This is a genomic window from Arthrobacter sp. NPDC080086 (assembly GCF_040702285.1).
Map to the genome: position 1 here is coordinate 1 of NZ_JBFBKP010000021.1, position 12430 is coordinate 12430.

Annotated in this window: 12 protein-coding genes; 10 read left to right on the plus strand and 2 right to left on the minus strand. The window is 65.3% G+C overall.

Annotated elements, in window-relative coordinates:
* Positions 1-338 (minus strand): porin (locus AB0305_RS09540; protein WP_366172579.1); only part of this gene is annotated, 338 nt, incomplete at its 3' end.
* Between the two features lie 175 nt (positions 339-513).
* Here AB0305_RS09540 and gcvA point away from each other — a divergent pair.
* The 4 genes from gcvA (at position 514) to AB0305_RS09560 (ending at position 3412) form a co-directional block, all read left to right on the plus strand.
* Positions 514-1440, plus strand: coding sequence for a transcriptional regulator GcvA (gene gcvA / locus AB0305_RS09545; protein ID WP_366172581.1), 927 nt, complete (start codon positions 514-516; stop codon positions 1438-1440).
* Between the two features lie 86 nt (positions 1441-1526).
* Entirely contained in the window at positions 1527-1949 is a 423-nt protein-coding gene (locus AB0305_RS09550; protein WP_366172583.1) for a glyoxalase/bleomycin resistance/extradiol dioxygenase family protein, read from the plus strand.
* A 35-nt stretch (positions 1950-1984) separates the two neighbouring features.
* Complete coding sequence (locus AB0305_RS09555; protein ID WP_366172585.1) at positions 1985-2734, plus strand: 16S rRNA (uracil(1498)-N(3))-methyltransferase; 750 nt, start codon at positions 1985-1987, stop codon at positions 2732-2734.
* An 81-nt stretch (positions 2735-2815) separates the two neighbouring features.
* The gene (locus AB0305_RS09560; protein ID WP_366172587.1) at positions 2816-3412 is read left to right on the plus strand and encodes a YidB family protein; all 597 of its coding nucleotides are present in this window, start codon (positions 2816-2818) and stop codon (positions 3410-3412) included.
* Between the two features lie 69 nt (positions 3413-3481).
* Here AB0305_RS09560 and AB0305_RS09565 read toward each other — a convergent pair whose 3' ends face one another.
* The gene (locus tag AB0305_RS09565) at positions 3482-4432 is read right to left on the minus strand and encodes a LysR family transcriptional regulator (RefSeq protein WP_366172589.1); all 951 of its coding nucleotides are present in this window, start codon (positions 4430-4432) and stop codon (positions 3482-3484) included.
* A 197-nt stretch (positions 4433-4629) separates the two neighbouring features.
* Between AB0305_RS09565 and AB0305_RS09570 the strand changes: the two genes are divergently transcribed.
* The 6 genes from AB0305_RS09570 to araG are packed head-to-tail and all read left to right on the plus strand — an operon-like array spanning position 4630 to position 12287.
* Positions 4630-6366, plus strand: a complete 1737-nt coding sequence (locus tag AB0305_RS09570) for an IlvD/Edd family dehydratase (RefSeq protein ID WP_366172591.1) — start codon at positions 4630-4632, stop codon at positions 6364-6366.
* 14 nt (positions 6367-6380) lie between these two features.
* Entirely contained in the window at positions 6381-7724 is a 1344-nt protein-coding gene (locus AB0305_RS09575) for an MFS transporter (protein ID WP_366172593.1), read from the plus strand.
* A 40-nt stretch (positions 7725-7764) separates the two neighbouring features.
* Positions 7765-8694 (plus strand): dihydrodipicolinate synthase family protein, encoded by a 930-nt coding sequence (locus AB0305_RS09580; protein WP_366172595.1) that lies wholly within the window; start codon positions 7765-7767, stop codon positions 8692-8694.
* Positions 8695-8696: 2 nt separating this feature from the next.
* Positions 8697-9635 carry a Gfo/Idh/MocA family oxidoreductase gene (locus AB0305_RS09585; RefSeq protein ID WP_366172597.1) on the plus strand — a complete coding sequence of 313 codons (939 nt, stop codon included), beginning with the start codon at positions 8697-8699 and terminating at the stop codon, positions 9633-9635.
* 56 nt (positions 9636-9691) lie between these two features.
* Positions 9692-10696 (plus strand): arabinose ABC transporter substrate-binding protein, encoded by a 1005-nt coding sequence (locus AB0305_RS09590; RefSeq protein WP_366172599.1) that lies wholly within the window; start codon positions 9692-9694, stop codon positions 10694-10696.
* 58 nt (positions 10697-10754) lie between these two features.
* Positions 10755-12287: an L-arabinose ABC transporter ATP-binding protein AraG gene (araG, locus tag AB0305_RS09595; protein WP_366172601.1), complete on the plus strand. Its 1533-nt coding sequence runs from the start codon at positions 10755-10757 to the stop codon at positions 12285-12287.
* Positions 12288-12430: the final 143 nt, after the last annotated feature.

The following is a 12430-nucleotide window of genomic DNA, read 5'->3' on the forward strand; positions in this document are numbered from 1 at the left end:
GAACGGCGGTTGAAGAGCGCATCGCCGTTGGTTTTGCCTTGGGCGGCGCCAAAGCCGGACTCCAGGCGGAAGACGGCCTGCAAACCGCCGCCCAGGTCCTCCTTGCCCATGAACCCGAACATGCTGGTCCCCCACTGGTTGTCAGCGGCGCGCCAGAGGCTACCGCCCGGCGACGTCGCGGTGGCGGCAACGTTGTTCTGGTAATCGATGCCGCTGACGACGCGGCCGTACAGCGTGACGTTGGTTTGCGCGAGGGCGGGAGCGGTCCAGCCAGCGAGCGCGAACGTGAGCCCAAGCGCGCACGCCGACATCCCGCGAACAGCGGTGGTTCGATTCATGACGTCTCCTGAATGTTTTTGTAGGCGGGGCCGGTGCGTCGCGTGGATTGAGATCGCTGGAGGCAGACACCAGGCGAGTGCAAACCGTCCCCAGGCGCATTTGTAGTTGCAGTGTGAAGAACGTGGCAAACTACAAATTCTTCGCGGTACGTTAAATTTAACTTAACGAGAACGCATGGCAAGACGCCTACCTCCCCTTAACGCATTGCGCGTCTTTGAAGTTGCGGGCCGCCACCTGAGTTTCAGCCGGGCCGCCGACGAGCTTTGCGTGACCAACGCTGCCGTCAGCCACCAGATCAAGCTGCTCGAAGATCATCTCGGCAAGAAACTCTTCGCACGCCGCAACAACCAGCTCACGCTGACGGACGCCGGCGAGAACTACCTCCCCCGCGTGCGCGATGCCCTGCGTGCGCTGGAACAGGCCACCGACCTGCTGATGGATACCGCCGACACGCCATTGCGCGTGGCCGTGCCACCAACCTTCGGCGCCAAGTGGCTGGTGCCGCGCCTGTACCGCTTCTTCAACCAGCACCCGCATGTGCGCGTCGAGGTCTCCACCGCCGATGTGCAAGACCACGGCCAGTTCGACCTCTGCATCGACGATCGGCAGATCAACGCGCCCAACCTGCGCGTCGAGTGGTTCACCTCCACCGATTTCTTCCCCGTGTGCAATGCCACCCTGCAAGAGGCGATTCGCATGCCGCAAGACTTGGCTGCACACACCTTGCTGCACGAGCGCGGCGGACGCCACCTCGCACATCACCCGACGTGGCAGCAATGGCTCGACGAGGTGGGGGTACGCCAGATCGACGCCACGCGCGGGCCGGCGTTTTCCGAGGCGCTGATGGCGCTGCAAGCCGCCATTGACGGCCAGGGCGTAGCGCTCGGCCAGGGCATCCTCGTGGAATACGACATCGCCGCGGGGCGCCTCGTGCGGCCCCTCGCGACGGAAGCCTCGCTACGGCTGTCGTACTACCTCATCCACCCGCGCGAAGCGGCGGAACACGCAGGCTTCGCACTGTTCCGGCAATGGCTCATCGATGAAGTGGCGCGCAGTGCCGGCCGCGCGCGCAATCTGCAGGTGCCGGGCGAGGTGTTTTGATTTCTTTTTGATTGTGGCGTGGCAAGCGCTCTACACTAATCGTCCCTGGCTGTCCCGGCTCGTCCGGATTGAAGAAGGAGCCCGCCATGAGCTTCCCCCGCCCCGCTAATACACCGTGGCTCGTCCCCTACCTGACGGTGCGAGACGCGTCCGCCGCCATCGGTTTCTATCGCAACGCATTTGGCTTTGCCGTACAGGACGAAGTGCACGACCACGGCCGCCCGATCCACGTCGAGATGTCCTACCAAGGCCAGCTCATGCTGATGTTCGCACCCGAAGGCGTATTCGGCTCCACGGCCAAGGCCCCGGCCGGCGCGGGCTTTGAATGCCCGCAGAGCTTCCACCTGTATTGCGAAAACGTCGACGCCGCCTACCAGCAGGCGCTCGACCAAGGCGCCACGTCGATCATGGCGCCGCACGACGCCTTCTGGGGCGAGCGCTACGCCGCCGTGCGCGACCCCGACGGCTACCGCTGGGGCCTCGCCTGCCGGCCTACGCCCGCCGCCTGATCGCCCCACCCGACTCACCAAAAGGATTGCGTTACATGGGGCTTCCCCGCTTTTACGTCGACACCCCGCTTGGCCCGCACACAACCATCGCGCTGCCGGAAGCCGTCACACGCCACATCCACGTCCTGCGCCTGACGGTTGGCGATGAGGTCTGCCTGTTCGATGGCTCCGGCAATGAGTTCCGCGCACGCCTGGATACCATCAACAAGCGCGATGCCACCGCCAGCCTGACGGATGCCACCCAGCCCGACACCGAGGCGCGCTACGCGATCACGCTCGCCCAGGGCATTGCCGGCGGCGACAAGATGGATTGGCTGATCGAGAAATCGGTGGAGCTGGGCGTACACGCCATCGCCCCGCTGCAGACGGAACGCGCGGTAGTGCGGCTCTCCGGCGAGCGTGCCGCCAAGCGCATGCAGCACTGGCAGGCGCTGGTGCAGGCCGCCTGCGAACAATGTGGCCGCGCGCGCGTGCCGGCTGTCGCGCCCATTGCCACGCTGCGCGAGTGGCTGGCGGACGCCAAATCGACCGACGTGCCGCGCGTGTTGCTGTCACCGCGCGGCACGCAATCGCTCACGCAATGGGCCGTGCAATCGCGCGAGCGGATTGAAGACCGCGGCATCGTCCTGCTGATCGGCCCCGAAGGCGGCCTTTCCCCCGACGAGGAAGCGCTGGCCGAAGCCGCCGGTTTCTTACCGTTGACACTCGGGCGACGTATTCTGAGAACGGAATCGGCGGCGCTCGTTGCCGTGTCCGCGCTGCACGCCGTGCTCGGCGAGTTTTGAGTTGTAACGGCGAAACACTGACCGTTTGATCCCCCCGGCGGGCGCCTACCCTGTCCCGCCATTGACCATAGGAGCTTCATCATGGGTCTACTCGATTCCATCCTCGGCGGCGGCAATGACGCCAGCGGCGCGCAATCGTCCTTGCTGGGCAACAAGAAAGTACTGCTCGCCGTGGGCGTGCTGGCCTATCTGGCAATGAAGCACGGCAAAACGCAAGACGCCGGCAACGGTGCCCAACCGCAGCAAGAGCAAGACGGCGGCCTGTTTGGTTCGCTGGGTAGCCTGCTGGGCGGGGCAGGCGGTGCCGGCGCGCTGGGCAGCCTGCTCGGCGGTGCGGGCGGTGCAGGTGGCCTGGGCGGTCTGCTTGGCGGCTTGCTGGGCGGCGGCAGCGGCAACGCAGATCAGGCCGCGGCAGGCGGTCTCGGCCCACTGCAGCAGATCCTGGAGCAAGCCGGTCTGGGCGAGCAGGTCAAATCGTGGATCGGCAATGGTCAGAACCTGCCGGTGTCGGGCGAGCAGATCACGCAAGCGCTAAGCGGCACGGGCGCGCTGGAGGAAGTGTCGAAACTGGCGTCCAACTTCGGCATCAACGAAGGCGATCTCGCCAACCAGCTCGCCGAAGGTCTGCCGGAAGCGGTGAACCATCTCACGCCGCAAGGTTCGCTGCCGGCTGCATAAGCGCATTCGCTGCCATGGTAAAGAGCCCGCTATTGCGGGCTCTTTTCGTTTCCGGCATCCGGCGCCGGATCAGCCCTGGCTGTCGTAGGCCGTGCGACCCGCCGTGCGGAGCGCCTCCACCACATGCATGGCGGCCGGCGACAGCAGCCGATCCGTGCGCGTGATGATGCCGAAGTCGTCCATCTGGCACGGCATCGCAAGCGGCAGAATTTCCACCATGCGATACGACGCGTAGTACTGCGCGACATCGACGCCGATCACGGCCAGCATGTCGCTCTGCTGCAGGATGCGTGTGAGAAACAGCAGCGCGGAGGTTTCCACCACGCTGGTCGGCGCTGTCAGGCTGGCCCGCTGGAACATCAGGTCGAACCGGTGGCGCAGCACGCTGCCAATGGGCGGCACCACCCAGGTGGCCGCCTGCACGTCGTGCAGGGTCAGCGTCGGCTCGGCCAGCAGGGGATGCCCGGGCCGCGCGACCGCAACGACCGGCTCGTCGGCCAGGGGCTCGTAGCGCAGGTGCAGCTTGTCGTGCTCGGCAAACAGCCGGCCGATGACGAGGTCGAGCTTGTCCTGCGCGAGTCGCTCCAACAGCACATTGCTGTTCTCGATTTCCAGCGAGACGCGCAAACCTGGGTGCTCGCGCGTGACCTGCGCCACCACGGGCGGCAGCACCCGTACGCCCGGCGAGGTGATGGTGCCGACCGCCACGTGGCCAAGATGACCTGCCTTGAGCCCGAGCACCTCTTCCTGCGCCTGATTCAGGCTGCCGACCACCGCCCGCGCGTGGCGGATCAGCGCGTCGCCATAGCGCGTGGGCCGCATGCCGCGCGGCATGCGCTCGAACAGCGGCACATCGAGCATCGCTTCCAGCTCGCGCAGCAGCTTGGAGGCCGCCGGCTGCGTCATGTTGAGCACCGCTGCCGCGCGGTGGATGTTGCCCTCCTCGGCCAGCGCAATCAGCAGCAGCAATTGCCGCGTTTTCAAGCGCGCACGCACATACCAGGGGCTGGAGTTCGACATGGGGGTTTCCCTGAGATACCGGATTGGATATCAATGAAGGCCAATATTTCATTGGAAGGATATCAGGCCGCTCCGTACACTCGGGCCGATCAAAACCACAACCACACCGGAGACCACGGACGTGCCGCGCGGCGACCTGCCACGCAGCCGGTCGGTGCGCATGCCTTGCGCTCGCCCCACGTCCGTCACACGCACCTATGTCGGAAACAAAACCCAAGCTGCGCTCAGCCCAATGGTTCGGCACTGCCGACAAGAACGGCTTCATGTACCGGAGCTGGATGAAGAACCAGGGCATTCCCGATCATGAATTTGACGGCCGCCCGATCATCGGCATCTGCAACACGTGGTCGGAGCTCACGCCGTGCAACGCGCATTTCCGCAAGCTCGCCGAGCACGTCAAGCGCGGCATCTATGAGGCGGGCGGCTTTCCGGTGGAGTTTCCGGTGTTCTCCAACGGCGAGTCGAACCTGCGCCCGACCGCCATGCTCACGCGCAACCTCGCGGCCATGGATGTCGAAGAGGCGATTCGCGGTAACCCGATCGACGCGGTGGTGCTGCTCACCGGCTGCGACAAGACCACGCCCGCCCTGCTGATGGGCGCCGCCAGTTGCGACGTGCCGGCCATCGTGGTGACAGGCGGGCCGATGCTCAACGGCAAACTCGATGGCAAGAACATCGGCTCGGGCACGGCGGTGTGGCAACTGCACGAATCGCTCAAGGCGGGCGAGATCGATCTGCATCATTTCCTGTCGGCGGAAGCGGGGATGTCGCGCTCGGCCGGCACCTGCAACACGATGGGCACGGCGTCCACCATGGCCTGCATGGCTGAGGCGCTCGGCACTTCGCTGCCGCACAACGCGGCGATTCCCGCAGTGGATGCGCGGCGCTACGTGCTGGCGCACATGTCGGGCATCCGCATCGTCGAGATGGCGCTGCAGGGGCTGACGCTGTCGAAGATCCTCACGCGCGCCGCATTCGAAAACGCCATCCGCGCCAACGCTGCGATTGGCGGGTCGACCAACGCGGTCATCCACCTGAAGGCGATTGCCGGGCGCATTGGCGTGCCGCTGGAGCTGGAAGACTGGTCGCGCATCGGCAAAGACACACCGACCATCGTCGACCTGATGCCCTCGGGCCGCTTCCTGATGGAGGAGTTCTATTACGCCGGTGGTCTGCCTGCGGTGCTGCGCCGCCTGGGCGAGGCGAATCTGCTGCCGCATCCTGACGCACTCACCGTCAACGGCAAGACGCTGTGGGAAAACGTGAAAGCCGCACCGATTACCGACGACGAAGTCATCCGCCCGCTGAGCAATCCGCTGATCGACGATGGCGGCATTCGCGTGTTGCGCGGCAATCTGGCGCCGCGCGGTGCGGTGCTCAAGCCGTCTGCGGCGAGCCCCGAGCTGCTCAAGCATCGCGGCCGCGCCGTCGTCTTTGAAAACCTGGAGCACTACAAGGAACGCATCATCGACGAAACCCTGGAGGTGGATGCGAGCTCCGTGCTGGTGATGAAGAACTGCGGGCCGAAGGGGTATCCGGGCATGGCCGAGGTGGGCAACATGGGCCTGCCGCCCAAGCTGCTGCGTCAGGGTGTGAAGGACATGGTGCGCATTTCCGACGCGCGCATGAGTGGCACTGCCTACGGCACGGTGGTGCTGCACGTGGCGCCAGAAGCGGCGTCTGGCGGCCCGCTGGCAGCCGTGCAGGACGGCGACTGGATCGAACTCGACTGCGAAGCCGGCACGCTGCACCTGGACATCGCCCCCGAAGAACTCGCGCGCCGCCTGGCCGCCTACGAGCCCCCACGCTCACACGGCGAGGCCGGTGGCTACCAGCGCCTGTACGTCAACCACGTGCTGCAGGCCGACGAAGGCTGCGACCTCGATTTCCTGGTCGGATGCCGCGGCGCTGCCGTGCCACGCCACTCGCACTGAGCCGAGGCAGACACATGGAGACCGCGCACACCGCCAGCTCACCCACTTCCGCCCGCACCACGCAGGCGGCCTCGGCAGACGCATCGCAGGAGCAGCGCATCATCCGCATGCTCACGCGCAAGCTGATGCCATTCCTCGCGCTGATCTACGTGGTCGCGTATATCGACCGCTCCGTGGTCGGCTTCGCCAAGCTGCACATGAATGCGGCAGTTGGTATTGGCGACGCCGCCTATGGATTGGGTGCGGGGTTGTTCTTCATCGGCTATTTCCTATGCGAGGTGCCGAGCAACCTGGCGCTGGAACGCTTCGGTGCGCGCCGCTGGTTTGCGCGCATCCTGTTCACCTGGGGCGTCATCACCATGGCCATGGCGCTGACGAGGGGCCCCATCAGCTTCTACGTGCTGCGCTTTCTGCTGGGTGCGGCGGAAGCCGGTTTGTATCCCGGCATTCTGTACTTCCTGACGAAGTGGTTTCCGATGCGCCACCGTGCGCGCATCGTCGGCTTGCTGGTGCTCGCGCAGCCTATCGCGCTCATCATTACGGGGCCCATCGCGGGGTGGCTGCTGTCGGCGCCGAGCGCGTTCGGCATGTCGAGCTGGCAGATGCTGTTTGTGATGAGCGGCCTGCCGGCGGTGCTGCTGTGCCTGCCCACACTGCGCTTGCTGCCGGAATCCCCCGCGCACGCACACTGGCTGCCGGCGGCGGACCGCGCGTGGATCGAGCGGGAGTTGGCCGCAGACCACGCCGCCTATGCACTGAAGCCGCACGGCAACCCGCTCAAGGCACTCAAGGATGTGCGCGTGCTGATGCTGGCGCTGCTGTTTCTGCCGTTTCCGCTGAGCATCTACGGCCTCTCGCTGTGGCTGCCGACCATCATCAAGCAGTTTGGCGTGAGCGATGCCACCACGGGTTTGCTGTCGGCGGTGCCTTATCTGTTTGCCGTGCTGGGCTTGTTCCTGGTGCCGCGCCATTCGGACCGCACCGGCGAGCGCTACTGGCATATCGCCATCCTGTCGGCGCTGGCTGCGCTCGGCATGGCGGCAAGCGCATGGGCGCAAACGCCCGCGCTGCAGCTGGCCTGCCTCTGCCTGTTCGCGTTTGCGGCCTATTCGATTCAGGCCGTCGTGTGGGCGTTGCCGGGGCAGTTCCTGACCGGCGCGAGCGCCGCGGTGGGAATCGCGACCATCAACTCGCTGGCCAACCTGGGCGGTTACTTCGGCCCCTATGGCATTGGCGTGATCAAAAACGCCACGGGCAGCCTGTCAGCCGGTCTGTACTTCCTCGCCGCCGCGCTCGTGTTTGCCGTGGTGATGTCGTTTGTCGTGCGCGCCATGCTGACGACGCGGCCCGCGCACTGAATGCAACCTCTTCCGCTGACTTTCCGACCTCACAGATTCCATGACCCGCAACAGCAAGCCGCGCTATCAAGGCATCTTTCCTGTGGTGCCCACCACGTTCACTGAAACCGGCGAGCTCGACCTCGCCAGCCAGAAGCGCGCCATCGATTTCATGATCGATGCCGGCTCGGATGGCCTGTGCATCCTGGCCAATTTTTCCGAACAGTTCTCGCTGTCCGACGACGAGCGCGAAGTGCTCACCCGCACCGCGCTGGAACACGTAGCCGGCCGCGTGCCCGTGATCGTCACCACCTCGCACTACGGCACGCAGGTCTGCGCGCAACGCAGCCGCCGCGCGCAGGACATGGGTGCCGCCATGGTGATGGTAATGCCGCCCTACCACGGCGCCACGTTCCGCGTGCCCGAGCCGCAGATCTACGAATTCTTCACGCGTGTGTCGGATGCCATCGACATTCCGATCATGATTCAGGACGCGCCGGCTGCCGGCACGGTGCTGTCGCCCGCCTTCCTCGCACGCATGGCCCGCGAGATCGAGCAGGTGTCGTACTTCAAGATGGAAACTGCCGGCGCCGCGACCAAGCTGCGTGAGTTGATCCGCCTGGGCGGCGACGCCATCGAAGGCCCGTGGGATGGCGAAGAAGCCATCACGCTGCTGGCCGATCTGGACGCCGGCGCCACCGGCAGCATGACGGGCGGCGCGTTTCCGGATGGTATCCGGCCGATCATCGAGGCACACACCCAAGGGCAGCCTGATCTGGCGTTCGAGCGCTATCAGCGTTGGTTGCCGCTCATTAACCACGAGAACCGCCAGGGCGGCATCCTCACGGCCAAGGCGCTGATGAAGGAAGGCGGCGTGATTGCCTGCGAGGCCTCTCGCCATCCGTTGCCGCCGATGCATCCGGACACGCGGCGACAACTGATCGACATTGCCCGCCGCCTCGACCCGCTGGTGTTGCATTGGGGCCGCTGACCATGCGCCGCGAAACCACACCTATCGCCATCGGCATTGTCGGCATCGGCAAGATCGCGCGCGATCAGCACCTGCCCGCGCTCGCTGCGGAGCCGGGGTTCAAACTCGCGGCCTGCGCGAGTCCGCATTCGCGCGTTGAAGGCCTGACCCACTACACCACGCTTGAGGCCATGCTGGCGGTCGAGCCAGCGTTGCAAGCCGTCTCCCTGTGCACGCCGCCGCAGGTGCGGTTTGCGCAAGCCCGGGCCGCGCTCGCCGCCGGTAAACACGTGATGCTGGAAAAGCCGCCAGGTGCAAGCGTGTCAGAGGTCACGATCCTCGCCGAGCTGGCACAGCAACATGGCTGCTCGCTGTTTGCGTCCTGGCATTCGCGCCACGCACCGGGCGTTGAAGCGGCGCGCGCGTGGCTGGCAAACCGGTCCATCGTCTCGGTCAACGTGCAGTGGAAAGAAGACGTGCGCCGCTGGCACCCGAACCAGGCATGGATCTGGGAACCCGGCGGGCTCGGTGTGTTCGACCCCGGCATCAACGCGTTGTCGATCCTGACGCGCGTGCTGCCGCAGGCGTTCTTCCTGAAGTCGGCCGACCTGTGGGTGCCCTCCAATCAACAAACGCCGATCGCGGCCAGCCTTGCCTTTACCGATGTCCACGGCACAAGCATCCAGGCCGAATTCGACTGGCGCCATGACGCCGGTGAGCTTTGGCAGATCGACGTCACCACGCGCGATGGCACGCTTCGGCTTGCACAAGGTGGCAAGCACTTGACCATCGATGGCGTTGAAGTCGACGTCGGCCCTGAGCGCGAATACCCGAGCCTGTACGCCCGCTTTCTTGAACTCATCGCCGCGGGCGAGAGCGACGTAGATGTCCGCCCCCTGCAGCACGTAGCCGACGCCATGCTGCTGGGCCGGCGCCATCTGGTCGAGCCGTTCGAGCCCTGAAACCCGCCCCCAATTTACGTAGTGCCACTAGAGCCATTCCAACGAGGAGACAAACCATGCAACGCAAACTTCGCCGGCTGACCCTATCTGCCCTGGCCACCGCCCTGTGCCTCGGGCCGCTGGCCGCCAGCCTGCCCGCTCATGCCGACGAGCCGCTCAAGATCGGCTTCCTGGTCAAGATGCCCGAGCAGGCCTGGTTCATCAACGAGCAAAAGGCCGCCACCGATCTCGGCAAGAAAGACGGCTTTTCTGTCGTGAACATCGGCACGCCCGATGGCGAAAAAGTGCTGTCCGCCATCGACAACCTCGGCGCGCAAGGCGCCAAGGGTTTCGTCATCTGCGCGCCTGACGTGCGCCTGGGGCCAGCGATCAAAGCACGCGCCAAGCGCTACGACATGAAGTTCGTCACCGTGGACGACCAACTCGTGGATTCGTCCGGCAAGCCGCTGACCGATGTGCCGCACCTCGGCATGTCGGCATTCAAGATCGGTAACCAGGTCGGCCAGGCCATCTCTGAGGAAATGAAGCGCCGCGGCTGGAAGCCCGAGGAAGTCGGCGCGCTGCGCATCACCAACTACGAGTTGCCAACCGCCAAGCTGCGCACCGACGGCGCCACGCAAACGCTGCTGGCCGGCGGCTTCAAGAAGGAGAACATCTTCGACGCGCCGCAAAAGACCACCGATGATGCAGGCGGCTTCAATGCCGCGTCGCCGGTGCTGGCGCAGCACCCGAACATCAAGAAGTGGGTGATCTTCGCGCTCAACGAAGAAACCGTGCTGGGCGGCGTGCGCGCGACTGAGCAACTGCACATTCCTTCTGCCGATGTGATCGGCGTCGGCATCAACGGTGCCGGCGAGGCGTTTGCCGAATTCCAGCGCAAGGAACCGACCGGCTTCTTCGGCACGATCGCCGTGAGCTCGACGAGCCATGGCAAGGACAGCGCCGCCAACCTCGTCCAGTGGATCAAGACCGGCAAGCAGCCGCCCGCCGACACGCAGACCACCGGCAAGCTCATGACGCGCAGCAATTGGCAGGACGTGCGCAAGGAACTGGGTATTTGATGCAACGCGCGGGGCGCGGGTGGTCCTGCGCCCCACGCGCATCCGCAAAGAGCAATCGATGACAGTCCTATCCCTTGATGAAGCCGGCGCGCCCGACGGTGCCCCGCACGATGCCTATCTGAAGCTCGACGGCATCACCGTGCGCTTTCCCGGCGTGCTGGCGCTCGACCATGTCTCGCTCGACATCCGCCGTGGTGAGGTGCATGGCCTGATGGGCGAGAACGGCGCCGGCAAATCGACGCTGCTCAAGGTGCTGTCGGGTGTGAATCAGCCGGAAGCCGGCACGCTGTCGCTCGACGGCGTGCCGCAGCAATTCACGAACACGCGCGCGGCCATCGCAGCCGGCATTGCGATCATCTATCAGGAACTACACCTCGTGCCCGAACTCACGGTGGCCGAAAACCTGATGCTTGGCGCGCTGCCCAACCGCTTTGGCGTGCTCGACGAGAAAGCGCTGATCGCCCGCGCCCTGCGTGAACTGGAACGGCTGGGCGAGAAGCTCGATCCGAATCAGCCGGTCAAGCACCTGTCGATCGGCCAGCGCCAGATGATCGAGATCGGCAAGGCGCTGATGCGCGATGCGCGCGTCATCGCCTTTGACGAGCCGACGAGTTCGCTGTCCTCGCGCGAGACGCAGCAGTTGTTCCGCATCATCCGCGCGCTGCGGGCTGAGGGTCGCGCCGTCATCTACGTCACGCACCGCATGGAAGAGGTGTACGAACTGTGCGACCGTGTCACCGTATTCCGCGACGGCCGGTGCATTGACACGTTCAACGCCGGCGCGGGTCTCGACCGCGAACGGTTGATCCGCGGCATGGTTGGTCGCGACATCCAAGACGTCTATGGCTACCGGCCACGCCCGCTCGGCGACGTGCAGGTCGACGTGCGCGGCCTGATGGGCCCGGGCCTGCGTGAACCGGCCTCGTTCACCGCGCGCGCGGGCGAGATCGTCGGCTTCTTCGGGCTCGTCGGCGCCGGGCGCTCGGAATTGATGAAGCTGCTCTACGGCGCAGTCAAACCGACCACCGGCGAAGTCCATCTCAAAGGCAAACGCGTGCAGTTCAACACGCCGCGCGATGCGGTGCGTGCCGGCGTGGCGCTCTGCCCGGAAGACCGCAAGCAGGAGGGCATCGTCGCCATCGCCTCGGTATCAGACAACCTGAACATCAGTTGCCGCCGCCACTTCAGCCGCTTCAACGTGCTGAACAACCGGCAGGAAGCGCAGACCACCCGATCGTTCATCGACAAGCTCGCCATCAAGACCCGCAACGGCGACACGCCCATCGGCAAGCTTTCGGGCGGCAATCAGCAGAAGGTGATCCTCTCGCGCTGGCTAGCCGAAGACATCGACGTCTTCCTGATGGACGAACCCACACGTGGCATCGACGTCGGTGCCCGCAGCGAGATCTACAGCCTGCTCTACGGCTTGGCCGAAGCCGGGCGCACCGTCATCGTTGTGTCGAGCGATCTGGCCGAAGTCATTGGAGTGGCCGATCGCATTGTGGTCATGAAAGAAGGCCGCATCGTCGGGGATCTGCCCCGCGAGCAGGCCTCGCCCGACACCCTTATCAAACTTGCACTACCGCGCTAAAAACCTGTTCACGATCCTACTGTGCGGCCCCGGGTGGGGCGCATTCGGGGGCTCATGCGCTGCTCGGAATCCTCATGTACTTGAGTCCATTCCGCTTCCTGCGCTGCTCTTCACCCCGCTGACGGCCGCTCGCTACGGATCTT

Excerpts from the sequence above, each read along its gene's own strand:
- AB0305_RS09565 (WP_366172589.1), bottom strand. The coding sequence starts at position 4,432 with ATGTCGAACTCCAGCCCCTGGTATGTGCGTGCGCGCTTGAAAACGCGG.
- araG (WP_366172601.1), top strand. The coding sequence starts at position 10,755 with ATGACAGTCCTATCCCTTGATGAAGCCGGCGCGCCCGACGGTGCCCCG.
- AB0305_RS09590 (WP_366172599.1), top strand. The coding sequence starts at position 9,692 with ATGCAACGCAAACTTCGCCGGCTGACCCTATCTGCCCTGGCCACCGCC.
- AB0305_RS09585 (WP_366172597.1), top strand. The coding sequence starts at position 8,697 with ATGCGCCGCGAAACCACACCTATCGCCATCGGCATTGTCGGCATCGGC.
- AB0305_RS09575 (WP_366172593.1), top strand. The coding sequence starts at position 6,381 with ATGGAGACCGCGCACACCGCCAGCTCACCCACTTCCGCCCGCACCACG.
- AB0305_RS09560 (WP_366172587.1), top strand. The coding sequence starts at position 2,816 with ATGGGTCTACTCGATTCCATCCTCGGCGGCGGCAATGACGCCAGCGGC.
- AB0305_RS09550 (WP_366172583.1), top strand. The coding sequence starts at position 1,527 with ATGAGCTTCCCCCGCCCCGCTAATACACCGTGGCTCGTCCCCTACCTG.
- AB0305_RS09580 (WP_366172595.1), top strand. The coding sequence starts at position 7,765 with ATGACCCGCAACAGCAAGCCGCGCTATCAAGGCATCTTTCCTGTGGTG.
- AB0305_RS09570 (WP_366172591.1), top strand. The coding sequence starts at position 4,630 with ATGTCGGAAACAAAACCCAAGCTGCGCTCAGCCCAATGGTTCGGCACT.
- gcvA (WP_366172581.1), top strand. The coding sequence starts at position 514 with ATGGCAAGACGCCTACCTCCCCTTAACGCATTGCGCGTCTTTGAAGTT.
- AB0305_RS09555 (WP_366172585.1), top strand. The coding sequence starts at position 1,985 with ATGGGGCTTCCCCGCTTTTACGTCGACACCCCGCTTGGCCCGCACACA.